Annotated in this window: 24 protein-coding genes; 14 read left to right on the forward strand and 10 right to left on the reverse strand. The window is 74.6% G+C overall.

Going from position 1 to position 24,102, the window contains the following annotated elements; all coding sequences use genetic code 11:
- Window positions 1-81: 81 nt before the first annotated feature.
- Together LQ327_RS02025 and LQ327_RS02030 are read left to right on the forward strand one after the other, a co-directional pair.
- Complete coding sequence (locus LQ327_RS02025; RefSeq protein ID WP_230729860.1) at window positions 82-1,389, forward strand: acyl-CoA dehydrogenase family protein; 1,308 nt, start codon at window positions 82-84, stop codon at window positions 1,387-1,389.
- Complete coding sequence (locus LQ327_RS02030) at window positions 1,386-2,858, forward strand: DNA-binding protein (protein WP_230729861.1); 1,473 nt, start codon at window positions 1,386-1,388, stop codon at window positions 2,856-2,858. The genes LQ327_RS02025 and LQ327_RS02030 overlap by 4 nt, the downstream gene beginning before the upstream one ends.
- On the opposite strand, the gene LQ327_RS02035 is transcribed toward LQ327_RS02030, so the two are convergent.
- Window positions 2,855-3,136: an STAS domain-containing protein gene (locus LQ327_RS02035; RefSeq protein ID WP_230729862.1), complete on the reverse strand. Its 282-nt coding sequence runs from the start codon at window positions 3,134-3,136 to the stop codon at window positions 2,855-2,857. The two genes, LQ327_RS02030 and LQ327_RS02035, sit on opposite strands and share 4 nt — an antisense overlap.
- Before the next feature lie 558 nt (window positions 3,137-3,694).
- On the opposite strand from LQ327_RS02035, the gene LQ327_RS02040 reads away from it, so the two are divergent.
- Together LQ327_RS02040 and LQ327_RS02045 are read left to right on the forward strand one after the other, a co-directional pair.
- Complete coding sequence (locus tag LQ327_RS02040) at window positions 3,695-4,492, forward strand: ParA family protein (protein ID WP_230729863.1); 798 nt, start codon at window positions 3,695-3,697, stop codon at window positions 4,490-4,492.
- 82 nt (window positions 4,493-4,574) lie between these two features.
- Entirely contained in the window at window positions 4,575-4,793 is a 219-nt protein-coding gene (locus LQ327_RS02045) for a hypothetical protein (RefSeq protein WP_230729864.1), read from the forward strand.
- Window positions 4,794-4,863: 70 nt separating this feature from the next.
- Here the strand turns inward: LQ327_RS02045 and LQ327_RS02050 are convergent, their stop codons facing one another.
- Window positions 4,864-5,928, reverse strand: a complete 1,065-nt coding sequence (locus LQ327_RS02050; RefSeq protein WP_230729865.1) for a nitrilase-related carbon-nitrogen hydrolase — start codon at window positions 5,926-5,928, stop codon at window positions 4,864-4,866.
- An 85-nt stretch (window positions 5,929-6,013) separates the two neighbouring features.
- Between LQ327_RS02050 and LQ327_RS02055 the strand changes: the two genes are divergently transcribed.
- Window positions 6,014-6,271: a DUF2630 family protein gene (locus LQ327_RS02055; protein ID WP_230729866.1), complete on the forward strand. Its 258-nt coding sequence runs from the start codon at window positions 6,014-6,016 to the stop codon at window positions 6,269-6,271.
- A gap of 1 nt (window position 6,272) precedes the next feature.
- On the opposite strand, the gene LQ327_RS02060 is transcribed toward LQ327_RS02055, so the two are convergent.
- Window positions 6,273-6,809, reverse strand: a complete 537-nt coding sequence (locus tag LQ327_RS02060) for a PadR family transcriptional regulator (RefSeq protein WP_230729867.1) — start codon at window positions 6,807-6,809, stop codon at window positions 6,273-6,275.
- Window positions 6,810-6,902: 93 nt separating this feature from the next.
- Between LQ327_RS02060 and LQ327_RS02065 the strand changes: the two genes are divergently transcribed.
- The 5 genes from LQ327_RS02065 to LQ327_RS34485 are packed head-to-tail and all read left to right on the forward strand — an operon-like array spanning window position 6,903 to window position 13,781.
- Window positions 6,903-8,522: a class I adenylate-forming enzyme family protein gene (locus LQ327_RS02065; RefSeq protein WP_230729868.1), complete on the forward strand. Its 1,620-nt coding sequence runs from the start codon at window positions 6,903-6,905 to the stop codon at window positions 8,520-8,522.
- On the forward strand, window positions 8,519-10,936 hold the full coding sequence (locus LQ327_RS02070) for a xanthine dehydrogenase family protein molybdopterin-binding subunit (protein ID WP_230729869.1): 2,418 nt from the start codon (window positions 8,519-8,521) through the stop codon (window positions 10,934-10,936). Before LQ327_RS02065 ends, LQ327_RS02070 begins: the two co-directional genes overlap by 4 nt.
- Window positions 10,936-11,715, forward strand: a complete 780-nt coding sequence (locus tag LQ327_RS02075; protein WP_230729870.1) for an enoyl-CoA hydratase/isomerase family protein — start codon at window positions 10,936-10,938, stop codon at window positions 11,713-11,715. Before LQ327_RS02070 ends, LQ327_RS02075 begins: the two co-directional genes overlap by 1 nt.
- The gene (locus LQ327_RS34480) at window positions 11,716-12,582 is read left to right on the forward strand and encodes an FAD binding domain-containing protein (protein WP_230729871.1); all 867 of its coding nucleotides are present in this window, start codon (window positions 11,716-11,718) and stop codon (window positions 12,580-12,582) included.
- Complete coding sequence (locus LQ327_RS34485) at window positions 12,579-13,781, forward strand: xanthine dehydrogenase family Fe-S subunit (protein ID WP_230729872.1); 1,203 nt, start codon at window positions 12,579-12,581, stop codon at window positions 13,779-13,781. The genes LQ327_RS34480 and LQ327_RS34485 overlap by 4 nt, the downstream gene beginning before the upstream one ends.
- A gap of 22 nt (window positions 13,782-13,803) precedes the next feature.
- Here LQ327_RS34485 and LQ327_RS02090 read toward each other — a convergent pair whose 3' ends face one another.
- Window positions 13,804-14,907 carry an FAD-dependent oxidoreductase gene (locus LQ327_RS02090; RefSeq protein WP_230729873.1) on the reverse strand — a complete coding sequence of 368 codons (1,104 nt, stop codon included), beginning with the start codon at window positions 14,905-14,907 and terminating at the stop codon, window positions 13,804-13,806.
- A gap of 128 nt (window positions 14,908-15,035) precedes the next feature.
- On the opposite strand from LQ327_RS02090, the gene LQ327_RS02095 reads away from it, so the two are divergent.
- Window positions 15,036-15,896 (forward strand): SDR family oxidoreductase, encoded by an 861-nt coding sequence (locus tag LQ327_RS02095; protein WP_230729874.1) that lies wholly within the window; start codon window positions 15,036-15,038, stop codon window positions 15,894-15,896.
- 151 nt (window positions 15,897-16,047) lie between these two features.
- Complete coding sequence (locus tag LQ327_RS02100; protein ID WP_230729875.1) at window positions 16,048-16,302, forward strand: helix-turn-helix domain-containing protein; 255 nt, start codon at window positions 16,048-16,050, stop codon at window positions 16,300-16,302.
- 4 nt (window positions 16,303-16,306) lie between these two features.
- Here LQ327_RS02100 and LQ327_RS02105 read toward each other — a convergent pair whose 3' ends face one another.
- Together LQ327_RS02105 and LQ327_RS02110 are read right to left on the reverse strand one after the other, a co-directional pair.
- A complete protein-coding gene (locus tag LQ327_RS02105) occupies window positions 16,307-17,662 on the reverse strand; it encodes an efflux RND transporter periplasmic adaptor subunit (protein WP_230729876.1) in 1,356 nt (451 codons plus the stop codon).
- A gap of 483 nt (window positions 17,663-18,145) precedes the next feature.
- The gene (locus tag LQ327_RS02110; RefSeq protein WP_230729877.1) at window positions 18,146-18,637 is read right to left on the reverse strand and encodes a TetR/AcrR family transcriptional regulator C-terminal domain-containing protein; all 492 of its coding nucleotides are present in this window, start codon (window positions 18,635-18,637) and stop codon (window positions 18,146-18,148) included.
- A 9-nt stretch (window positions 18,638-18,646) separates the two neighbouring features.
- Here LQ327_RS02110 and LQ327_RS02115 point away from each other — a divergent pair, with 9 nt between their 5' ends.
- Window positions 18,647-18,880 carry a hypothetical protein gene (locus LQ327_RS02115; protein WP_230729878.1) on the forward strand — a complete coding sequence of 78 codons (234 nt, stop codon included), beginning with the start codon at window positions 18,647-18,649 and terminating at the stop codon, window positions 18,878-18,880.
- Here the strand turns inward: LQ327_RS02115 and LQ327_RS02120 are convergent.
- The 3 genes from LQ327_RS02120 to LQ327_RS02130 form a co-directional block, all read right to left on the reverse strand.
- The gene (locus tag LQ327_RS02120; protein ID WP_230729879.1) at window positions 18,875-20,620 is read right to left on the reverse strand and encodes a CocE/NonD family hydrolase; all 1,746 of its coding nucleotides are present in this window, start codon (window positions 20,618-20,620) and stop codon (window positions 18,875-18,877) included. The genes LQ327_RS02115 and LQ327_RS02120 overlap by 6 nt on opposite strands.
- A gap of 10 nt (window positions 20,621-20,630) precedes the next feature.
- Entirely contained in the window at window positions 20,631-21,230 is a 600-nt protein-coding gene (locus LQ327_RS02125) for a DUF4232 domain-containing protein (protein WP_230729880.1), read from the reverse strand.
- A 120-nt stretch (window positions 21,231-21,350) separates the two neighbouring features.
- Window positions 21,351-22,415, reverse strand: coding sequence for a zinc-binding dehydrogenase (locus tag LQ327_RS02130; protein ID WP_230729881.1), 1,065 nt, complete (start codon window positions 22,413-22,415; stop codon window positions 21,351-21,353).
- 58 nt (window positions 22,416-22,473) lie between these two features.
- Here LQ327_RS02130 and LQ327_RS02135 point away from each other — a divergent pair, with 58 nt between their 5' ends.
- Entirely contained in the window at window positions 22,474-23,259 is a 786-nt protein-coding gene (locus tag LQ327_RS02135; RefSeq protein ID WP_230729882.1) for a helix-turn-helix transcriptional regulator, read from the forward strand.
- Between the two features lie 52 nt (window positions 23,260-23,311).
- Here the strand turns inward: LQ327_RS02135 and LQ327_RS02140 are convergent, their stop codons facing one another.
- Entirely contained in the window at window positions 23,312-24,073 is a 762-nt protein-coding gene (locus tag LQ327_RS02140) for a DUF5134 domain-containing protein (RefSeq protein WP_230732912.1), read from the reverse strand.
- Window positions 24,074-24,102: the final 29 nt, after the last annotated feature.

Here is a 24,102-nt window from a genome sequence, read left to right on the forward strand (position 1 = left end):
GACCCGCACCATCCATCGGCCAACGGGGGCCGGCGCTGACGTTCCCCAGCCGCGTCGGGCGGCTGCGGAGGAGGAAGCATCGTGCCCATCGACTTCGATCTGACGCCCGAGCAGCACAAGCTCAAGGACGTCGCCCGGGAGTTCGCGCTGGAGGTGCTCCGGCCGGCGGCCGAGTACGCGGACCGGCTCCCGGATGCGCAGGACGCCTTCCGCGCGATGCGCCCGGTCTACGCCGAGGCCGCCGCCCTCGGGTACCCGGCGATGTTCCTGCCGCGCGATTACGGCGGCGGGGGCGCCTCCAACGTCGACTTCCTCCTCGCGATCGAGGAGCTCTGCGCCGTGGACCCGGGATTCCCGACCGTGCTGCTGGTCAACGGGCTCGCGCTGCTCCCGCTGCTGTGGTTCGGCAGCGACGACCAGCGCGACACCTGGCTCCCGCGGGCCGCGGCGGACACCACGGGCGACTTCCTCGCCGGATGGGTGGTCAGCGAGCGCGGCGGGACGGCCAACTTCGACCACCCCAGCCCGCAGGCCGGGATCCAACTGGTCGCCGACCGGCGTCCGGGCGGCGACTACGTGCTCAACGGCGAGAAGCACTGGCCCTGCAACGCCGGTGGCTGGGACCTGCAGGGAGCCGACGTCAACGTGTGCGTCGTGCGCACCGACCGCGCGAAGGGCGGCAAGGAGGCGCTCAGCGCGGTGGTCGTGGAGCGCGGGACGCCGGGGGTGAGCTACGAGGTCATCGACAAGATGGCCCACCGGACCTGCCAGAACGTCACCATGACCTTCCGCAACGTGCGGGTGCCGGAGGACGCCCTGCTCGCGCGCGGCGACGGGGACCTGCTCGTCAACCGGAACTTCACCTGGTCGGCGCCGATCGCGAGCATCGCGGCCGTCGCGGTCGCCCGGGGCGCCTACGAGTTCGCGCTCAAGTGGGCGCGGACCTACACCGGCGCCGGCTCGGGGCCGATCATCAACCACCAGGCCGTCGGGAATTTGCTCACCGAGGTGGCCGCGAAGATCGAGGCCGGCCGCTATCTCTGCTGGAAGGCCGCCCACTACCTGGACCGGCACCCCGGCGAGGGGCACGCGCTGGGCGGCATGAACAAGACCTTCTGCGGCGACCTGATGCAGAGCGTCGTCTTCGACTGCATGCGCATCGTCGGGGTCAACGCCCTGGACCGGAAGTTCCCGATGGAGAAGGCCTACCGGGAGTCGATGGTCTTCCCCCTCTACGACGCCGGGAACCTGGCGATGCAGCGCCGACGGTCCTGGGGCGTGATGGCCGACCCGTCGTTCACCCCGGACGTGTTCGCCGACGGCCGGCCGCTCGCCTTCACCCGGGCCATGGAGGGCTACGGGACCGTCTCGGACGTCGACGGGCGATGACCGGCCGCGCACCGTGGCCGGGGTCCCTGGCCCGGACCTACGCCGCCTGGGAACGGTTCGTCGCGGGCGAGGAGCGCCCCGAGGACGTCCCGCTGGGGATCGCGACGTCCTGGTACCGCTGCCGCGACGTCTACCGCATCGACCCCCGCCACTCCCCGACCGGGACTCCGGAGGACGGCGCGCTCTACGGCCCGGTGCACGCGACGCTGTTCGCGGAGCTGGGCGGGCTCGCCGCGGCGCTGGCGGTCCGTCACGACGACTGCCTCACCGTCGTGACGGACGGACGGGGCCGGCTCGTCAGCTCCCACGGGTCGGGCGCCACGGGACGGCGGGCCCGCGACGTCGGGGACACCCCGATCTGGGCCGAGACGGTCGCCGGGACGAACGCCGTCGGGACCGCGCTGGTGCACCGGCAGGCGACCGGCGTCCGCGGCCCCGAGCACTGGAACTCGTCGCTGCACGACTGGAGCTGCAGCTCGGTCGCGCTCTGCGACGCCGTCACCGGGACCCCGCTGGCGAGCCTCGCGATGTCCGCCTGGCAGGGACCGGTGCCGCTGCGGCCCGTCGACCTCGTCGTCGAGACCCGGCCGTTGGGCTGTGTGCTCCGGCGTGCGGCGGCCCGCGACCGGGCCCGGCTGGTCGCGGCGTTCGGGCGGCTCGAGCTCGGTCCCGGGACCTCGGGGGCGGCCCTCGACGCGTCCGGGCGCGTGGTCGTCGCCAACGCGGCCTTCCGGGCGCGTCACCGGTGGGGCGCTGACAGCCCCGCGGATCCCGCCGACCCCGACGCGCCCGGCGATCCCGATGTCGCCGGTCTCGCCCGCCTCGCGGAGCGGGTCCGCGCCGGTGTGCGGGGCGACCCCGACTGGCGCGGCACCGTGCTCGGCGACGAGCGGGACGACGACGGCGAGCCGTACCACCTGGTCCCGGTGATGGCCGGGCCGGAGGCCGTCGGGTTCCTGGCCGCCGCCGATCCCGGTCTGGGTCGCGGAGAGCCGGTGTCCCCGGGCGAACCGGCCCGTCCGGGCCGACCAGCGTGTCCGGGCGAGCCGGTGCCGCCCAGGGAACCGTCCGGCCCCGGAGCACCGGTCCGTCCCGGCGCGGAGCCGGACACCGTCGCGGCCGGGCCGGGACGGCGGGACCGGGTCCCGGCCCTGACCGGGTCCGGGCAGCTCGTGCTGCTGCCCGTCGCCGGGATCCGGCACGCCCGCGCGGACGGCCACACCGTCTGGCTGACGACCGACGACGGCGTCCTGCGCGCCGCCCGCCGGGGCATCGACCACCTCGAGCGCGACCTGCGCGGTGAGGGGTTCCTGCGTGTGCACCGCAGCTACCTGGTCAACCTGGCCCGCGTTCGGGAGCTGAGCTCCGAACGCGGCGGCCTGACGCTGAGCACCGCGCCCCGCCGGCACGAACGGATCCCGGTGTCCCGGCGGTTCGCGCCGACGGTGCGGCGGCGTCTGGGCCTCTAGCGGTCGACCGCGTCCGGGATCACGTCGGTGATCTCGACGTGCCGGGCGCCGAGCCGGCGCAGCCGGGTGCGCAGCCGGCGGTCCGGGGCGACGACGGTCAGCGGGATCCCGCACCGCGCGGCGTCGCCGGCGACCGCCGGCACGACCCACAGACCGAGCTCGTCGTCGGCGACGACGGCCGTCAGGTCGAGCACCACGGCGGCGGGTCGGGCGCCCAGCGCGCCTTCCACCGCCTCCCGCAGCGTCGCTGCCGTCGCGGAGCGCAGACTGCCCCGCAATCGGAGCACCGCCGTCGGTGCGCCCCGCTCGAGCCAGGCGTCGAGATCGCCCTCCGACGATCCCGCCTGCCCTCTCGATGGCACGGCGCACTGCAACGAAGGTGCCCCGACCCGTCTGATCACCATCGACCTGCCCCCTGGTCTTCGGCTCGCGGCTCCTCCCGGTGATCCGGGGGTGCCAGGGCATCGGGGTCCGGGACGCCCGCGACCGCAGCCTGTCCTCGCGTGGCGGACCGCATCTGCGGCGCGGCGGAGTGAGAGCGGTCGGCGTTCCACGGACCGTAGGCCGATCCACGACCCGCCGGAAGCCTCCGTTCGCGGGCGGCTGTCGCGGCCGTCCGGCCGGTCCGCCACCGTTCGCCGGTCCTGGCTGGGCCGTCCGTGGGAGCAGGAACCCAGTCGGGTGCAGCGGGGCTCACCCGGGTGCGGCAACCGCTCGGCGGTGCACATGTGCACACGTGCGGCAGTGCTTGTGAGCACAGCCGCACGGGTGCCACTGTGCACGTTCGGCGATAGGACGCCAGCTGACACGCCGGCGCGCGGGTCGGGGGTGCTGGCATGCGGGTTGCAGTCGCCAACAACAAGGGCGGGGCGGGCAAGACGACCGCGATCGTCCACCTCGCCGAGGCCCTCGCCGCCCGCGGCCGCCGGGTGCTCGCCGTCGACCTCGACCCGCAGGCCAACCTGTCGCGCCGGCTGGGCTACGGCGAGGCCGAGCTGGCCTCGATGGTCACCGCCGCGGAGGTCGTGGCCGCCCACCAGAAGGGCTGCGCCGCCGACGCGATCGTCGGGTGCCGCTGGATCACGGCCGGTGCCGAGCGCATCGACCTCCTGCCGGCCCGCTACGACCTCGAGGCCCGGGTCGCCGAGGCCGGTCAGCTGGGCTCGCACGAGCGCCTCGAGGTGGCGCTGGTCGGCGTCGCCGAGGACTACGACGTCGTGCTCCTGGACTGCCCGCCCTCCCTCGGGCACCTGACGCAGCTCGGACTCGCCGCCGCCGACACCGTCGTCCTGGTGCTGCGCCCCGAGTACGACCACCTGCAGGGCGCGATCCGGGTCCGCGACTTCGTCACCACCTACCGCCGCCACCTCGGGCGGCCGCGCCTCGACGTCGCCGGCGTGATCATCAACGAGCACGACCGGCGCCGCGGGCTCCACGCCTGGCACACCGACTCCGTCACCGAGACCTTCGGGCCCCTGGTGTGGTCCCCACCGATCCCGTCCCGGGCGGTCCTGGCCGAGGCCATCGACGCCGCGCAGCCCCTGCGGGCCCGCGGCGCTCCCGCCCGTGCCCTGATCGCGACCTTCTCCACCCTCGCCGACCAGTTGGAGGCAGCGACCGATGCCCTCGCCTGACCCTCGACAACCCTCCCGCTCGTCGGGTGGGCGCCTGCGCCCCGAACCGACGTCCGCGCTGGCCCCCTCGCCCAGTCCGCTGATGTCCGTGCCCGACGCCGTCCCGGGCCCCGGACCGAAGGGGCGGCGCCAGCACCATCGGGGCCCCGTCGTCGGGGGCGCGGCGGAGGAGCTGGTCTACCTGTCCGGCCGGGTCCCCCGGGCGCTGCGCGACGAGCTCCACATCCGCGCGATCCAGGAGGGTCGCCCGGTCGTCGACCTGCTGCGTCAGGCGATCCGCGCCTATCTCGACCGGGCGTAGGTGCGCTGCGCGCTCGTGAGCAGTAATTGATGCCCTGGCGTCAATTACTGCTCACAGGCGCGAAGCGCACCTACGCCGGCGGCACCCAGATCTCCCGGTCGTGCATCAACCGGATCTGGGTCTCGAGGATCTCGCGCCGGTACTCGTCGTGGTGCGGCGGCTTGCGGTCGAGGTAGAGGTTCTTCGGGTAGATCGGGCGCTCGTAGACCAGCTGCGCGAGCTCGGTGCGGATGTCCTTGGCCCAGTTGCTGATCTGCGCGGTGGCCCGGTGGTGGCGCAGCGCCTCGATGTCCACGACGCCGCTGACGAACGTGGAGCCGTTGGTGTCGAACTGCTTGCCGACGAGCTGGCCCCGGTGGTTGACGATCATCGAGCGGCCGCCGCCGGCGTCGATCGCGTGCGGGCTGTCCGGGTAGAGGTGGTAGCCGCCGATGTTCGGGGCGACGACGTAGAAGTTGTTCTCGATCGCCCGCGCCCGGTTGGAGATCTCGAAGACGTCGTTCTCGGTGAACGGCACCGGCAGCGACGCCCGGTAGACCACCTCGGCGCCGTTGAGGGCGAGACCGCGGCCGTTCTCCGGGTACATCCCCTCCATCGCCATCATCACGCCGAGCCGGCCGATCGGGGTGTCGGCGACCGGCCAGAACGCGTCGAGCGTCCGGCCGTAGCGCTCGATCCACCAGTCGAACAGGTCGTGCGGCGACACCGACCGCTCCACCGGGAGCAGCGCGTCGAGCTTGTGGTGGACGAGGACGATCTCCTCCTCGGGGGAGATCACGAACCCGGCGTTGAAGAACAGGTCCGGCCAGTCCGGGTGGCGGACCTTGGCCTGTGCCATCACGTAGACGCCCCAGCGACGGGCGAGCGCGCCGAGCCGGTCGGTCTCCGGGCCGGGCACGTCGATGGCGCAGTGGTGGGCGAACTCGGTGTGGTCGACGTCGAGGATCTCGTCGTTGAACCCCTGGAGCGCTCCCTCGGGGATGACCAGCAGCTTCACCGGGATGTCGAGGTTCGACAGCCAGAACGCGGCGTGCGTGAGGCTCTCGAGGTGCTCGAGGTTGTGGGCGATGTCGGCGCGTTCGCGGATACCCCAGAACGTCGGGATGAGCCCGACGGCGTTGTACGGCTCGACCATGGGTGGCCTCCGGCCTCGTGAGCAGAAATCCGTCCTCTGACACGGAATAGTGCTCATGAGCGCGCAGCGCACCTAGTGTGGCGGCGTGACCAGCGACGAACCCCGTACCGACGCCGAGATCGCCGAGCGCATCGACGCGAACGCCGCGGAGGAGCACGAGATCCGCAACCGCAGCCACGGCGGCATGAGCGACGAGGACGTCGCGCGCCTGCGCACGCTGGAGGTCGAGCGGGACCGGCTCTACGACCTCAAGCGGCTGCGTCAGGGTCGCCGGGACGCCGGCGAGGACCCGGGCGAGGCGCACGAGCGCTCCGCGAACGTCGTGGAGGGGTACCGCCAGTAGCTCAGGCGCGGTCGGTCTCCTCGAGCAGCGAGGACCAGAACCGCAGCGCCGCGTGCTCCATCTCCAGACCCAGCCGTAGCGTGATCATCCGCTTGGCGACCGCGTCGAGCGATGCGTAGCGCTTCTGCATGTCCTCGTACACCGCGATCCGCTCGCGGTGCGCCGCCACCTGCTCGCGTGCCAGGCGCTCGACGTCCCCGGGCTCGCCGACCTCGTTGAAGAAGAGCTTGAGCTCCGCGATGTCGCGCATCTGGAAGTGCTCGGGTGTCGGCTCCGCGAGCCACGCCCGGAGTTCTTCGCGCCCGGGGTCGGTGAGCCGGAACGTCCGCCGCCGGCGCCCGCCCTCCTCGGTCTCCGCCTCGAGCAGCCCGAGGTCGACCAGCCGCTGCGGCTCCGAGTACAGCTGCGCGTGCGGGAAGTGCCAGAAGTAGCCGATGGAGCGGCCGACGGCCCGCTTGAGGTCGTAGGACGTGGACGGCCCCCGCAACGCGATCGTCCCGAGGACGACGTACGAGGTCGGGGAGAGCCGGTCGGCCACGGGCGGAGCCTACCGACCCTTGCCGACTCGCCATCCGCTCCATACAGTCCGAAACAGACGGTATGCGCCGGATCATGATCGGGAGGCGGGGCAGTGGATCTCGCGACGGCGTGGGCCTGGACCGTGGAGCGCTACCCCCGCCGCCGCGCCGTCGGCGGCCCGGAGCCGATGACGTGGGCCGAGTGGGACGCCCGCACGGCCGGCCTCGCGCACGCCCTGGCCGAGCTCGGGGTGCGCCGCGGCGATCGGGTGGCGCTCGTCCTCACCGGCGGTGAGCCGGCCGCGTCGCTGCACCTCGCCGCCCAACGGCTGGCGGCCGTCGCGGTGCCGCTGTCCACCCGCATCGGCCACGAGGAGCTGGTCCACTGTCTCGCCGACGCCGCGCCCGCCGTCATCGTGTCCGACGAGGCGACTGCCGAGCGGGTCGACGCCGCCGCGGGCGACGAGCACGTGCGGCCCCACACCCACCGGCTGGTCGACGACCTCGAGCGCGCTGCGGCCGACGCACCCGACACCCCGCCGCCGACCGGCGCTCCGAAGCCGGACGACATCAGCGTCATGCTCTACACCTCCGGCACGACCGGGCGCCCCAAGGGCGTGCCGCGCACCCACGCCGCCGAGCACGCGGCCGCCGTCGCGCACCTCATCCAGACCGGCGGGCGGCCCGGCGAGGTGGCGCTCGGCGTCATGCCGCTCTTCCACACCATGGGCGTGCGGACGCTGATCGCGACGGTCCTCGCCGCCGGGACCTGGGTGCCCCAGGCGCGGTTCGACGCCGCCGAGGCTGCCGAGCTGGTGGTGGCGGATGGGATCACGTCGCTCTACCTGGTCCCGACGATGTTCTGGTCGCTGCTGCGCGAGGACCCGACGCTGGCCCGGTTCCGCTCGGTCCGACGCCTCGCCTACGCGGGAGCCGCGATGGCGCCGGCGCTGGCCGAGCGGCTGGTCCAGGCGCTGGCGCCGGAGTCGTTCGTCAACCACTTCGGCTCGACCGAGATCTACACGTTCTCGATCGGCCCGGACGTCGCGGCGAAGCCCGGCTGCGCGGGTCGCGCCGGGGTGTTCGGTCGGCTGCGCCTCGTCGAGCCGGCCCCGGACGCGTCACCCGAGGCGATCGTCGGGCCCGGCGAGCAGGGGCAGGTCGCGGTCTCGATGGCGAGTCCCGAGGCGTTCGCCGGCTACTGGCGTCGCCCGGACGCCACCGCACGGACCGTGCGCGACGGGTGGTACTTCCCCGGCGACCTGGCGGTGACCGATGACGACGGCGATCTCTGGGTGGCCGGGCGCATCGACGACATGATCAACTCGGGCGGGGAGAACGTCTACCCCGACGAGATCGAGGCGGCGCTGGTGCGCTGCCCGGAGCTCGCCGACGTCGTCGTGGCCGGACTCCCCGACGAGCGCTGGGGCCAGGCCGTGACGGCGTTCGTCGTGCCGGCACCCGGTGTGGAGCCGGGCGTGGCGGTGGCGGCGACCGACCGGTGGGGACGCGTGGAGCTCCCGTCGCTGCAGCGTCCGAAGCGGGTCGTGGCGCTGACCGCGGTGCCTCGTTCGGCGGTCGGGAAGACGCTGCGCCGGGTGCTCGTCGCGGGCGAGTTCTCCCCGCTGGCGGATTCCGGCGCAGGCCCCGCTCCCGATGTGGGCGAAGGGCACCTTCGGTCGAATACATCGAGCGAAGGGCACCCTCGCTCAGAACCGGGGGCCCACCGGTGAACGCCGAGCCACGACGCTGGACCCCGGCCCGAGACGAGGACGCCGCCCTCGTCAGCGGCACCGGCGCGTTCCTCGACGACCTCGACCCGCTGCCCGGCACCCTCGTCGCCGCCGTCGTGCGCAGCCCCCACCCGCACGCCCGCATCCGCTCCGCCGACCTGGACCGGGCGCGGGCGTACCCGGGCGTCGCCGCCGTGATCGGCCCGGACGAGGTGCACGCCGCGGTCCGGCCGTTCCCCCTGTCGACCGCGACCCCGATGCCGTACCTGCCCAGTGCCGTCGACCGCGCCCGCTACGTCGGCGAGCCGGTGGCCGTCGTCGTCGCGACCGACCGTTACGTCGCCGAGGACGCCGCCGAGCTCGTCACCGTCGACTACGAGCCGCTCGACGTCGTCGTCGACACCCGCCGTGCGCTCGAACCGGACGCGCCCCTGCTGCACGACGAGGCCGGCACCAACGTCGCCACCGACCGCACGTTCTGCTTCGGCGACGTCGACGGCGCCTTCGACGCCGCCACGCACACCGTCCGCGGCGACTACACGTTCCCGCGGTACTCCTCGGTGCCGATGGAGACCTACGGCGTGATCGCGCGGTGGAGCGAGGACGCCGAGGGCCCGGCGGTCGAGGTGTGGGCGAACTTCCACGGGCCGTTCACGATGGTGCCGGTGGCCGCCGGGGCGCTCGGCCTGCCCCCGAGCCGGTTCCGGTTGCACGTCCCGGCCGACATCGGCGGCAGCTTCGGCATCAAGTCCGGCATCTACCCCTACGTCGTGCTGATGGCACTCGCGTCGAAGCACGCCGGACGGCCGGTGCGCTGGACCGAGGACCGCATCGAGCACCTGCTCGCCAGCTCGTCCGGCGCCGGACGGGTCATGAGGTTCGAGGCCGCGGTCGACGACGACGGCGGCGTGACGGCACTGCGCATCGACCTCGCCGACGACGTCGGCGCCTACCTGCGCCCGCCCGAGCCGTCCACGCTCTACCGCTGCTTCGGCAACATCACCGGCGCCTACGACGTGCCCGCGGTCGCCATCCGCGCCCGCGCGGTCGTCACCAACCGCGCTCCGACCGGGCTCAACCGCGGTTTCGGAGGGCAGCAGCTCTACTTCGGCCTCGAGCGGCTGATGGACGCGGTCGCGACGACGACGGGTCTCGACGTCGCCGAGGTCCGCCGCCGCAACCTGGTCCGCGCCTTCCCCCACCGCACCCCGACCGGCGGGCTCTACGACTCCGGCGACTACACCCGCGCGCTCGAGCTGCTGGTGACGAAGGGCGGGTACGACGAGCTGCGGGCCCGACAGGTCGCCGCGCGCGAGGCCGGCGAGCACTACGGCGTCGGGCTCGCGCTCGTCGTCGACCCCTCCGGCACCAACATCGGCTACGTCGGGCTCGCGACACCGGCGGCCGACCGCAAGCCGGGCCGGGACAAGTCCGGGTCGACGGAGATCGTGCGCGCGTCGGTGGACGTGCAGGGCGTGGTCACGGTGCTGCTCGGATCGGTCCCGCAGGGCCAGGGGCACGCGACGGTGGCCCGACGGGTGGCCGCGCGACGGCTCGGCCTGCCGCCGGAGCAGGTCCGCGCCCGGATCGAGATGGACACCGCCGCGACGCCGTGGACGGTGACCTCGGGCAGCTACTCGTCGCGGTTCGCCCCGCTGGTGACCAGCGCGGTGATCGCGGCCGTCGATCGCCTCGCGGAGTCGGTCCGCGGGGCCGCGACGGTGCTGCTGGGTCTGCCACCCGAGGCCGCCGACGGGCTGGACCTCGCGGACGGCGAGATCCGCGACCCGTCGTCGGGGACCTCCTGTCGGTTCCGGCACGCGGCCGGACTGCTGCACTGGGATCCGGGCGCGCTGCCGGCCGACCTCCCGGCGCGCACCACCGCCGACGGCGAGTTCCGCCCGCCCGAGGCGGTCGCGGCCACCGCGGAGGACAGGATCAACTCGTCGCTCTGCTACGGATTCGTCGCCGAGATGGTCGGCGTGCGGATCGACCCGGACACGCTCGAGATCACCCTGGACCGGGTCGCGAGCGTCCACGACGCGGGCACGGTGCTCGACCCGGTGCTGCTCGAGGGCCAGGTGCTCGGCGCCCTGGTTCACGGGCTCGGTGGCGCGCTGTTCGAGGAGTTCCGGTACTCCGACGCCGGACAACCGCAGTCGGCGACGTTCCTCGACTATCTCTGCCCGACGACCGCGGAAACGGGCTTCGAGCTGGTCTCCGACCACCTCGCGTCGCCCTCGCCGCTCACCCCGCTCGGCGCGAAGGGCTGCGGCGAGGGCAGCTCCATGAGCCTGCCGGTGGCGATCGCCAACGCCGTCGCGGACGCGCTGGGCCCGGCGGGCGTCGCGATCGACTCCCTGCCCCTGCACGGCGAGGCGCTGTTCCGGCTGCTCGACAGGAAGGACCACTGATGGCACTGCACGGCGGAGAGGTCCGGCTCGAGCGCTCGCATGACGGGCGCGTCGCGAACCTCGTCCTGGCCCACGGCCCGTACACCGTGATCACGTGGGAGATGCGGTCGGCGGTAGCCGCGCGGTTCGCCGAGATCGACCGCGACGACGACGTCCGTGTGGTCGTGGTCCGTTCCGACGGCGAGCACTTCTCCTCGGGCGGGGACATCGCCGGGTTCATGGAGGTCGAGCCGGTCGACCTGACCGACCTCGGCCACGAGGTGACCGCTGCGTCGCGCTCCCCCAAGCCGGTCGTCGTCGCCGTCGACGGCTACTGCTTCGGCGTGGGGCTGGAGCTCGTGCTCTCCTGCGACATCCGACTGGCGAGCGAGCGCAGCCGTTTCGCCCTGCCGGAGATGAATCTCGGGATGATCCCCGGGTCAGGCGGCACCCAACGGCTCGCGCGGCTCATCGGCCTCTCCCGCGCCAAGCACCACGTCATGACCGCGAAGCGCATCACCGGCGCCGAGGCGGCCGACTGGGGCCTGCTCGCCGAGCTGCACCCCGACCGTGAAGCCCTCGACAAGGCCACCGACGCGATGATCGACAAGCTCCTCGGCTTCTCCCCCATGGCGCTGCGCACCGCGAAGGAGGTGCTCGACCGCGGCGTCGACGCGCCGCTGTACTCGGGCATCGAACTGGAGCGCAAGGCCTACGCGATGCTGCGCGCGAGCCACGACTTCGCCGAGGGCGTCGCCGCGTTCACCGAGAAGCGCACGCCGAACTTCACGGGGCGCTGAGTGAAGTCCGCGCCGTTCGCCTACCACCGCCCGGGCAGCGTCGCCGACGCCGTCGAGGTCCTGGCCGCCGGGGACGCCAAGGTGCTCGCCGGCGGGCAGTCGCTCGTCCCCGTCCTCGCGATGCGACTCGGTCGTCCGGGCACGCTCGTCGACGTCACGGCGCTGCCGGAGCTGGGCGGGCTCGGGATCGCCGACGACGAACTGCGCGTCGGCGCCGCGGTACGCCAGCGTCGCGTCGAGCGGGACCCGACGACGGCGCGGGTGCCCCTGATCGGGCGGGCGATGCCGTTCGTCGGGCACCGCGAGCTGCGCAGCCGGGGCACGGTCTGCGGCAGCCTCGCCCACGCCGACCCGGCCGCCGAGCTGCCCGCCGTCGCCGCGTGCGTCGGCGCGATCGTCGAGGTCACCGGCCCGCGCGGGGACCGCGAGGTGGCGGCCGCGGAACTGGTCACGGGCGCGATGACCACGGTCGTCGGCGCCGACGAGCTGATCACGGCCGTCCGGTTCCCGACGGCGGGCCGGGGCGAGGGGTTCGGGTTCGCCGAGATCGCCCGCCGGCACGGGGACTTCGCGCTCGCCGGGGTGGCGATCCGCGTCCGGGCGGTCGCGGGAGCGGTGAAGGACGCGACGCTGGCCGCGTTCGGGGTCTCGGACCGGCCCGTGGTCCGGGACGTCACCGACCTGTTGGCCCACGCCGTCACCGAGCCGGACCTGCGGCCCGCCACGGACGCGCTCGCCGCCGACGTCGTCGACACCGCCGGGGACGCCCACGGCTCCACCGCCTACCGCGCCCACCTGCTCGGGGTGCTCGCCGCCCGCGAGCTCGCCCGGGCCCACCGTCAGGCCCTCCCGGGAGACCCGTCGTGAAGCCCGTCCACGTCGCGGCCGACGCCACCGCCGACGTCACCCTCGGCGTCAACGGCCGCGAGACCACCCTCGCCGTCACCCCCCGCACGACCCTCTCCGACGTGCTGCGCGACCGCCTCGGGCTCACCGGCACGCACGTCGGCTGCGAGCACGGCGTCTGCGGGATGTGCACCGTCCTGGTCGACGGCGAGGCGGCACGGGCGTGCCTGCTGTTCGCCGTGCAGTGCGAGGGCTCCGAGGTGACGACGGTGGAGGGGCTCGGCAGCGCGGCCGAACAGCATCCGCTGCAGCAGGCGTTCTCCCACCACCACGGTCTGCAGTGCGGGTTCTGCACGCCGGGCATGCTCATGAGCTCCTACGACCTGCTCGCCGGCGGCACCTACGACGAGGTCACGCTCGCCGAGGACATGTCCGGCGTGCTGTGCCGCTGCACCGGCTACCGCGGGATCCTCGCGGCGGTCGCGGACGTCGCGGCGACGCATCCCGACGGCGTGCCGGCGCCCCGGGCGGCGGCACCGCCGATGCTCGTCGGGCGGTCAGGGGCGGGCACCCCCACGACGACGGTGCCGGAGCCCGCGGCGTCGGCGGTCTCGGCTTCCGACGACGGAGAGGTCACCGTCCCCTCCGGCCCGCCCACGGTCACCGTCGACGTCGAGGCTCCACTCACCTCCCCGATCGACGCGGTGTGGGCGGTACTCGCCGACTTCGAGCGGCTCGCCGCCTGCCTGCCCGGCGCCCGGTTGACCGCCGACCTCGGCGACGGCCGCTACCGGGGCACCGCGACGGTGGCCCTCGGCCCGGTGTCGCTCGCCTTCGCGGGGCTTGCGCAGGTGGTCGAACACGACCGCGATGCGCACGTCATGCGGGTGCTCGCTCAGGGCTCCGACCGCGGCGGGTCGAGCACGCAGGCGGTCATCCGGCTCGCGGCGCGGGCCCGTGACGACGGCGGCACGACGCTGCGGGCGGGTGCCGACGTGCACCTGTCCGGCCGGATCGCGCAGTTCGGACGGGCGCTCGCCGGCGACGTGTCCCGGCGGATGTTCGAGCAGTTCGCCGGCGCCGTCGACTCCTCGGCGCGGACGGGCGCGGCCCCGCACCCGTCGTCGGGACCCGGCGCGGCGCGGCTGGTGCTCGACGCGCTGCGTGCCCGGCTGCGCGAGCTCGTCCGGCGGGGAGGCCGACGGCTCCGGCGGTGGTGAACGGGACCGCGATGCCCCGTCGTCAGGTCAGCGGCGACGCCCACGCCAACTGCGCGGCGAGCTCGCGCTCGTCGAGAGCACGTCCGGGCGGCATGTCCGGCACCGGATCGCCGCCCGCGGTGTGCCGTGCGCTCGCGACGACGTTGGCCTGGGTGCGCCCGGCGCGGCAGCGGGTGAACAGCGCGACGGCGGCGTCGACATCCCCGGTGTCGCGCAGCGCCTTGCCGAGCACCACCCCGTCCTCGAGCGCCGTGGAGCCCCCCTGCCCCGACGCGGGCGAGGCGGCGTGCGCGGCGTCGCCGACCAGGAGGACCCGGTCGCGCTCCCAGCGGGACACGAACGGGAGGTCGCGGGCCTCGACCCCGACGACGACCCCGGTGGCCGTCACGAGCCGCGCGGCGATCCCGTCGACGTGGTCGAGGACGTCCGCGCGGTGGTCGCCGACGGTCGCTCCCGGTGCCAGCGGCGGTGCGGTGACCCGGCAGAACCACCAGGTCTCGGAGCCGGTCGGGATGTGGCCGAACGCCGCGCCGCCGTTCACGGAGTGGAAGCCGTGGACCCGCCCGACGTCGGTCACCGGGGACCGGCCGTAGTAGACGCGCTGGCCGGCGTAGCGCGGGGGCGGCCCGTCCGGATCCACCTCGGCCCGCCGTCGTGACCCGAGCCCGTCGGCGGCGATCAGGAGGTCCGCCTCGATCCGCCCGCCGTCGTCGAGCAGCGCCGCCACCCCGCCGTCGTGCCGTTCGGTGCCGACGACGCGCGCTCCGCGCCGCAGGTCGATCCCGAGCTCCTCGACGCGGCGCTGCAGCGCCTCGCACAGGGCGGCCCGGCGGACGTAGCGGTAGTCCGGCCCGCCGGAGCCCAGGGGTCGCTCGACGGTGACGGTGCCGTCGGATGTCTGGGCGACGAAGCCGTCGAGCCGCCCGGCGACGGCGTCGACCTCGGCGAGGGCCCCGAGCTCGTCGAGGGCGCGCACCCCGCTGCTGGCGAGGACGAGGAAGGCCCCGACGTCGGCCGCGCCGCCGGGACGGGCCTCGAGCACGACCGCGCGGTGCCCGGCGCGGTGCACCGCGACGGCCACCGCACATCCCGCGATGCCGGCTCCCGCGACCACGACCGTCAACACGTCCCGATGGTCGCATCGTTGCCTGTGGGTGATTTCCGAGAGCACTGCTCTTGCATTCCTCGGTCGCCCGAAGCATGCTGAGAGAGCAGTGCTCTCACAAGAGAGCGGCGATCTCGGGGGAGGAGACAATGACCACGGTGCTCGTGAGCGGGGCGACCGGGACGATCGGCCGGGAGCTCGTCGGACTGCTCGCCGGCCAGGGAGTCTGCGTCCGCGCGATGGTCCGCCGCCCCGCCGACGCCGACGCTCTCCGCGCTCCGGGGGTCGAGCCGGTGATCGCCGATCTCGACGATCCGAGCTCGCTCGCCCGCGCCCTCGACGGTGTCGATGCGCTCTTCCTCAACACCCCGTCGTCGGCCGAGGCCCGGGACCGCCAGATCCGGTGTGCGGACCTCGCCGTCGCCGTGGGGGTGCGTCGCCTGGTGCTGCTCTCGCAGTACGCGGCGCGCGCCGACTCGCCGGTGCGCTTCCTGCGCTGGCACGCCGAGGTGGAGGACCACGTCGGCGCGCTCGACCTGGAGGTCACGGTGCTGCGGCCGAACCTGTTCCTGCAGGGGATGCTCACGATGGCGGGCGCCGTCCGGGAGCACGGGACGCTCGGCGCCCCGATCGGGTCGGCGCGGGTGAGCATGGTCGACACCCGGGACATCGCGGCCGTCGCCGCCGTCGCGCTCACGCAGCCGGGCCACGCGGGCGCGGTCTACACGCTGACCGGCCCGGCGGCGGTCAGCCACCACGAGGTGGCCGAGGCGATCTCCGCGGCGACGGGGCGCGACGTGCAGTTCGCCGACCTGCCCGACGAGACCTTCGCGACGATGCTCGACGGTGTCCTGCCCGCGTGGCAGCGCGACGGCCTGCTCGAGGACTACGCGCACTACCGCCGGGGTGAGGCCGCCGTCGTGGACCCCGCCGTCCCGACGGTGCTCGGACGCCCGGCCCGCGATCTCGCCGCGTTCGCCCGGGATCACGCCGGTGCGTTCGCGGCGTAGCGGTTCGGGGCCGCGCGCGAAAGGCCCGCGCGAAAGGCACGAACGGGTCGTTCGTCACCTGAGAAGGTGACGAACGACCCGTTCGTGCGGTTCGCGCGGGGCGCGTGCGGTCGGGGCGGGGGCGGTCCGGGCGCCCGAGATCATTCCCCTCGTGGTGTCGGCCTACGGGCTCACCGGGCGCGAGCGCGACGTCGTCACCCTGGTCCTGCAGGGCGTCGACACCGCCGACATCGCGCGGTCGCTGCACCTCTCGGCGTACACCGTCCAGGACCACCTCAAGAAGGTGTTCGCGAAGGTCGGTGTCCGCAGCCGCCGGGAGCTGATCGGGCGCATCGTCAACGACCTCTACGCGCCGCGCATCGACGACGCCCTCGCGCCGTCCGGCTGGTTCGCGCCGGTCGCCTGACCGGTCAGGACGTCCCCCCGACGACGACCTGCTGCCCCTCGGCGAGCCCACCGGTGATCTGGGTGCGGTCCGGGCCGGCGATCCCGGTGGTCACCGGGGTGACGACCTGCCGGCCGTCGGAGGTCACGACGGTGACCGTGGTGGCGTTCCCCTGCCGGTGCAGCGCCCGGTTCGGGACGCTGATCGTCGGCCCCGAGTCGGCGGTGATCACCGTGGCCCGGGCGGACTGCCCGTCGTGGATCCGCGGGTCGGGCGGCAGCGCGACGGTCACGTAGTACTCGATGCTCCCGGAGATCGCGGTCGCGGACGGCGCGACGGAGAGCACCGTCCCGTCGAGGGGACCGTCGGGGACGGCGTCCAGCGAGACGTCGACGTGCTGCTGCGGGGCGATCTGCTCGGCGTCGACCTCCTGGAACGGCACGACGACGGCGAACCGGGTCAGGTCCTGCAGCACCATGAACTGCGTCCCGCCCGGGCGCGACGGCGAGGCGCCGCCGGCCGCCGCGGCAGCGGCCGCGGCGCCGTTCGCGGCCTGCGCGGCGCCCGGGATCGCGGCGTCGGTCCCGGGCGCGATGGGCGTGGTGGCCGCGCTGGCCGCGACGAACTCGCCCACCGCGCCGTTGAGGGCGGTGATCGTCCCGTCCGAGGGCGCGCGCAGCGTGGTGTTCGCCAGGTTCTGCTGGGCGGTGGCGACCTGGGCGCGGGCGCCGTCGACGGCGGCGCGGGCGGCGGCGAGATCGTTCGGCCGGTTCGCGCCGGCCGAGTCGAGGCCGTTCTGGGCGGTGACCTGCCCCTGGCGCGCGTCGGCGATCTGGACGTCGCCCGCCGCGGCGTCGGCCTGCCGCTTGGCCCGGGCCTGGGCGACCGACTGCGCCGTCGAGGCGGCCGAGGTCGCGGCGGAGGTCGCGGCGCCCATGGCACCGGTCGCTGGACCCGCCGCACCGGCGGCCGCACCCGTGGCGCCGTCCTCGGACCCGCCGGAGGTGTCTCCCCCGGCCGCCGCGGCTCCGGCTCCGGCCGGCGCGGTCTGGGCGGCGGATATCGCGGCGTCGTCCGCGGCGAGGGTCGCGTCGACCTGCCGCTTCGTCGCGGACACGACCGAGGCGGCCGCGTTCACCGAGTTCTGCGCGCCCTCGACGGAGGTGCCGTCGGCGACCTTGTCGTACTGCGCCTGCTGGCCGGCGAGCTGCGCCCGAGCCTGTTGGAGCGCCCGGCGGGCGGCGAAGTCGTCGACGGTCGCGAGCACCTGACCCGCGGTGACCCGGTCCCCGACCTTCACCCTCACCGAGGTCAGCTGCCCGGCGGTCGGGAACCCGAGGTTGGACGAGCCGAGGGAGGACACCGACCCGGTCGAGTCCACGCCGGTGCTGACAGCCGTCCGGTCGACGCGCACGGTCGGCGGGGGCGACGGGGCCTGCGAACCACAGGCTCCGACACTCAGCGCAACCGCTACGACTGAAGTCCCGAGGATCGCTGTCCTGATGGAGCAGTGGGATCGAGGTGGCAGGAGCCGGGGTCGCATGCGTTCTCCGTCCGGGTCGCAGTGACACGTCGACCCGGGAAGATCCCTCGATCCACCTGCGACGACGTGGTTCACGACGAGGGCCCCGACGGCGCCGTCACCGGCTCCGACCCCACGACCGGGGAAGGCTAACCGCAACACGCAGCGTTGTTGGCACCGACTGTCATCAACACTCAGCGTGAGAGTTACTCGCCGGACTCTCCCGAACGGCCCAACGACCCGGAGTCGCCCGATCGGCCAGGTGCGCCGAGGTGCGCTCCGCGCTCGTGAGCACTCATTGACGTCAGGGCGTCAATTAGTGCTCACAGGCGCGGAGCGCACCTACTCGATCCCGGCCTGACGCAGGCACCCGTCGACCACCGCGGCGAGCCCGAGCTCGAACAGCGCGTCGTCGGACTCCCCACCGTCGGACTCCCCGCCGTCACGGTCCCCGCCGCCGCGCGCCCCGTCGTCGGACGGCAACAGGCCGATCAGGCGCGGGAGCTCGTCCGCGCGCCCCGCGCCGCGGACCTCGGCGGCCGTCGGCGCGCGGTCCCTGATCGGCACCGACGCCCCCCGCACGTAGGCGTTGACCACGTGCAGCAGCCCGATCGCGCGCTCGGCCGGCACCCCCGCCGCGTCGTCGAGCAGCGCGAGGAACGCCTCGGCCCAGCCGCACTCCGCCGGACCCATGCGCTGCGGGCCGGTGACCAGCGGCAGCGTCCACGGGTGCGTCGCGAAGACGCCGCGGTTGGCCCGGGCCCAGCGCTGCATCCCCTCGCGGACCGTCGCCGCGGACAGGTCCGGCGCCGGCCCGACCGCGGCGTCGACCACAGGGCGTGGATGCTGCGCAGCGTCGCGCTGACGTTCTCGATCGTCGTCAACCGCGCCTGGATCGTCGTCTACCTGGCGCTGTTCACGCTCCTCGGTTCCTCGATCGACGACCCGGCGACGATCACCGCGGCGGCGGGTGCGTCGGTGTGGACGAGCTGGATCGTCAACCTGCTCGTCGTGGAGTGGTTCGTGATCCGCCGGACCTCACCGAGTGGACCGTCACGGCTCCCGGTGCAGTCATAGCGGTCCACTCGACGGACCGGAGCCGCCGACCTCGAGGCGCGACGGGTGGGCCGCGTCGTGGTGCACGGTGTGCCGGGGGACGACGGCCTCGTCGAGGGTGCCGAGCTCGGGCACGGTCGTCGTGTGCAGGTTCCGGCTGCGGCGCGGCCAGCTCGCGCCGGCGATCTGCACCCGCACCCGGTGCCCGGTGCGGAAGGTGTGGGCGGTGTCGTGCAGCGCGACGGTGACCTCGACCGGCTCACCGCGGACGAGCCAGTCGGCCGTGCCGCCGTGCCGGTACCGCGTCCGGACCGCGCCCTCGGCCACCGCCACCGCGAACCCGTCGGGCTCGACGTCGGCGAGGGTCACGCACACGTCGGCGTCGGGGGCGGTGCTCTCCAGGTGCACGACGACCCGCGGCACGCCGGCGACCGTGACCGGCGCCGCGAGCGGTTCGCCGGTGTAGATCAGCACGTCGTCGCGGCCCTCGAGGACCCGCTGGTCCTGGATGCCGTCGGGACCCAGCGGCGGGGCGGTCATCACGCCGCCGACGGTGGGCGCCGGGTCGCGCGGGTCGGCGCCGAAGGAGTCGGCCGGGCCGTCGGGGACCGTCGCGACGAGACGCCCGCCGCCGGCGGCCGCGTCCCCGTCGGAGTCGAGCCACCAGGTCGACGTGTCGGTCGGCGGCGGCCACGACGACGTCGTCGCCCACCGGTTCTCGCCGCCGACGTAGTAGTGGACCGGCTCCCCCGCGAGCCACCGCGCCCCGGCGGGGAAGGCGGACCCGTCGCCGCCGCGCAGGTGGACGTCGAACCACGCCGCGATCAGCGGGCCCCACGCGCCGACCCCGCCGGGCGTCCCGGGCAGCACCCGCGCGCCGGTGTGGCCGGTGTAGACGCCGCCGTGCGCCCACGGCCCGGCGACCAGGCGATGCCCGGCGGCACTGCCGGACAGCGCCTCCGCCAGCCGGAACATCGACGGCGACAGGAAGTCCCGGTAGGCCGCGACCTGCAGCAGCGGCACCCGGACCCGCGACGGGTCGGCGTGCACGTGCCGTCGGTCCCAGCCGTCGGACACCGGCCCGCGGGCGAGGCGTTCCTGCCAGGCACGGCCCAGGACGGGGTCGTCGAGGACGTCGACGCCGGTCAGGGGCAGCGTCGCGACGGTCGCCGCCGGGTCCGACGCGGCCGCCACCACCCGTCGTCGCAGGTCGGCCTTCACCACCTCGTCGACGTCGAGGCGGGCGATGGTGTCGATCGTCTGCCCGAGTGAGTACAGCGCGAGGAACCCCAGCTCGAAGGTCCCGCCGGGCCACGACGTCGCCGCCATGTCCGCGCCGCCGATCATCGCGAGCGCGGCGGCCAGGTGCGGCGGTCCGGCCGCGACCGCGTTCAACGTCGAGATCGCGTGGTACGACGAGCCGTAGATCCCGACCCGCCCGTCGCTCCACGGCTGCGCGGCGGCCCACTCGACGGCGTCGTACCCGTCGTCGTACTCCTGGACGGCGAAGTCGAGCTCGCCGCCGGAGGCGAACCGACCGCGGACGTCCTGCACCACCACCGCGAAGCCCTGGCGCGCGAGCCAGAGCGGGTCGGCGACGATCGCGGACACCAGCGTCGGGTCGGTGCGGTCGTAGGGGGTGCGGTGCAGCAGCGTCGGCCACCGACCGGTGCCCGCGGGCCGGTGGACGTCCGCGACGAGGGTGACCCCGTCGCGCGTGGTCATCTCGACGGCCGCGTCGACGACGGGGTGGTGGGGCACGGTGCGCAGGCTAGGCGTCGGCGCCGCGCTGGATCGGGCCGAGATAGGTGCCGGGGTGGGTCGCGCCGTCCTGCCGGACCACCGCGCCGCCGGGCCAGTCGAGGACGGCGGAGTGGGTCTCGTCGGGCGGGGTGATGAGGATCTTCGTGGGCGTCCAGCGCGTCGTTCCGCTGGGCGACCACGTGATCACGGTATGAGCCTCGTCGCCGGGAGCGAGGCGGACGGGCGCGGGCTGCTCGGAGGTCTGGCGCGGCAGCGAATAGGTGTCGGTCTGCGGGTCGGGCGGGCCCTTCAGGTCGACACCGCCGTACCCGAACATCGTGCAGGTCGACGACGAGGCGTTGGTCCAGACGATCGTGGTGTGCCGCTGCCCGGCCTCGCCGGTGGTGCGTCCGACGGCGGGGCGCAGGTCGGTGAGCCGGCACTTGCCCTTGTCCGGGGCGGCCTGTGCGGAGGAGGCGGTCGTCGTCGGGGAGGCCGAGGTCGAGGCGCTGGTCGGGGCGGGGGCGGCGCTGGGGACGGCGGCCGTCGGGGTCGGGTTCGTCGAGCAGCCCGCGAGGACACCGACGGCGAGCAGGAGTCCGACGGTGACCAGCCGGGGTGTCGACATGATCGAGAGACTGCTCCGTTGGGCCGATCGGCGCAGCGCGAGCTCGGTAGGTGCGCTGCGCGCCCGTGAGCACTAATTGATGCCAGGGCGTCAATTACTGCTCACGAGCCCGGAGGGCACCTACGGCGCCAGGACGACGAACGCCTCCCCGCCGGTCTCCGCCGCGAGCTCCAGCGCCCCGGCGGGATCGTCGAGCCCGACGGTCCGGACCGCCACCGAGCCCAGGTCGAGCGCCCCGCCCAGCACCGTCCGCCAGACCCGCAGCAGCGTCGCGGGCGGGAACATCCAGGACCCGCGCAGGGTGAGGCGGCGGTGCATGAGATCGCCGTAGGGCAGTGCGAGGTCCTGGCGCACCCCGCCGATCAGCACCATCGTCCCGCCCGGACGCAGCGCGTCGTAGCCGGCGAGCGTGGGGTCGGGCGAGGAGACCGCCCCGAGCGCGTCGAGCACCACGTCGACCTCCCCGCCCGCGGTGATCCCGGCCGCCGTCCCGGCCCGGTCGGTCAGCGGCACCGGATGCACCCGCGGGTCGAGCGCCGCCAGCCGGTCCAGCACGGCCTCGTTGCGCCCCACCGCGACGACCCGCGACGCGCACCCGGCCAGCGCGAGCCGCACTCCAGCGCCGCCGAGCTGCCCGGTGGCGCCGAGGACGGCGACCGCGTCGCCCGCCGTCGTGCCCGAACGCCCCAGCCCCTCCGCGGCGATCGCGAACCAGCCCAGCAGCGCCAACCGCTCCGGGGGCACCCCCTCCGCGCCGGGCAGGCGGACCAGCGTCTCCTTCGGCGCCACCACCCGCTCAGCGAAGGTCCCGTCGCGCCAGCGGTCCTGCATCGCGGTCACGGTCGGGGTGACCTCACCGCGCCCGCCGATCCCGGTCCAGCCGACCAGCACCTCCTGCGGATCGGCCACGTCCCCGGACGACAGCAGCACGGTGTGCGCGACGACGTCACCCTTGGCCAGCCCCAGGACGTCGTCGGCGACGGCCAGCACCCGGCCCACGCCGCCCGCCCCGAGCACGAGCGGGGTCGGGACCCGACCGCGAGGGCCGGCGGCGACGACGTCGGTGTAGGCGGGCACGTGCGCCGCGAGGATCTCCAGCAGCACGCCGCCGGGGCGGACCGTCGGCTCGTCGAGCTCGGAGAGTCGCAGACCGTCGCCGGGGCGTTCGAGTGTCCATGCACGCATGGCACCCACTCTCGAAGGCGCTCAGCCTGGTATCCAGAGCGCGCTCATCCTGGTATTGGTGGTACTCGTGACGACCGCCGAGCTGGGCGCCTTCCTGCGGAGCCGCCGCGAGCGGATCTCCCCGTCCGAGGTCGGCCTCCCGCCCGGCGGACGCCGCCGCACGCCCGGGCTGCGTCGCGAGGAGCTCGCGCTCATCTCCGGGGTGAGCACGAGCTGGTACACGTTCCTCGAGCAGGGCCGCGACGTCCGACCGTCGGCGCAGGTCCTCGACGCGCTCGCCGGCGCACTGTCCCTCACCGGCGACGAGCGCGACCACCTGCTGCGCCTCGGCGGCCTCGAGCCCGCGGCCCCGGAACCCGGCCCGGAGACCGTCGACCCGGGTCTCGCGGACCTCGTCGACGCTCTCGGCGACCGGCCCGCCTACGTCACGGCCGCGAGCTTCGACGTGCTCGCGATCAACGACGCCGCCCGCAAGCTCTTCGCGGGCATGACGGGGACGCCCGGCAACGTCGCGCTGTGGGTGTTCACCGACCCCCGCGCCGACGAGGTGCTCGTGGATCGCGAGGAGGTCGCCCGCGGGGTGCTCGCCCGGCTGCGCGCGGCGACCGCCCGCCATCCCGACGACGCCCGGGTCGCCGCCGTCGTCGAGACCCTGCGGCGGGACTCGCCGGACGCGGCCGCGTGGTGGTCACGGCAGGACGTCCGCGACGACCGCTCGGGTCGCAAGCGGATCCGTCACCCGGAGCTCGGGGAGGTCACGCTCACGCACACCGTCCTGCACCCCGCGGAACGCCCCGATCTCACGCTGGTGGTGTACGGCCATAGGTGCGCTCCGCGCTTGTGAGCACAAATTGATGCCCTGGCGTCAATTAGTGCTCACAAGCGCGGGAGCGCACCTAGATCAGGAACAGCATCGCCGCCATCGCCAGGCTCATCCCCGCCTGACCGATGAGCTGCACCGGGCCGTGCGCGAGCACCGCCACCGCCCGCGGCACCGCCGGAGCTGCCACCGCGACACCGCCGCCCTCGGACGGCTCCGGGGTCCCGACGGCCGGTGCGTCCGCGGCTTCCGGCGCCCCACCATGCGACCGCCGCACGACGACGGCGATCGTCGCGACGGCGTGGACCACCAGGTAGAGCGCCAGCACCGCCGCGGCGATCAGCAGCGTCGGCGAGGTCGTCGCGTGCCCCGCGTGCTCCCCGCCCGGCCCGCTCGACATGTCCATCCCCGGCATGTCCATCCCCGGCATGCCCGCCATCGACGGCGCCGCGCTCGGGGCCGCCGCCGGCACCATCGCCAGGTACATCACGAGCATCGCCGCGTCGACCAGGAGCAGGTGCGCCGGGTGTGCGGTGCAGCGGTCGAGCCCCACGGCCGACCCGAGCGGCTCGGAGCGCACCCGGGCGGCGACCAGCGTCACGAGCCACCCGACCCCCGCGGCGCCGAAGAGGACAGCGCCGGCCACCGGCGGGACCAGACCCGCCGTCGCGGGCGTCGCCATGAGGATCATGGCCACGCCCATGACGACGTGGTTCGCCTCCGCCGCCGCGACCCGGCGACCGCGCCGTGGGCCGTGCGTGGCCAGCGAGACCGCACAGAGGGCGGTCGTGAGGACGAAGACGGTCACGACCGTCATGCCGAACCAGCCGTCGACCATGGTCAAGGCCTCCAGGAAGCGTCGGGGAG

It is taken from the genome of Actinomycetospora endophytica (assembly GCF_021026375.1).
Taxonomy (GTDB): Bacteria; Actinomycetota; Actinomycetes; order Mycobacteriales; family Pseudonocardiaceae; genus Actinomycetospora; species Actinomycetospora endophytica.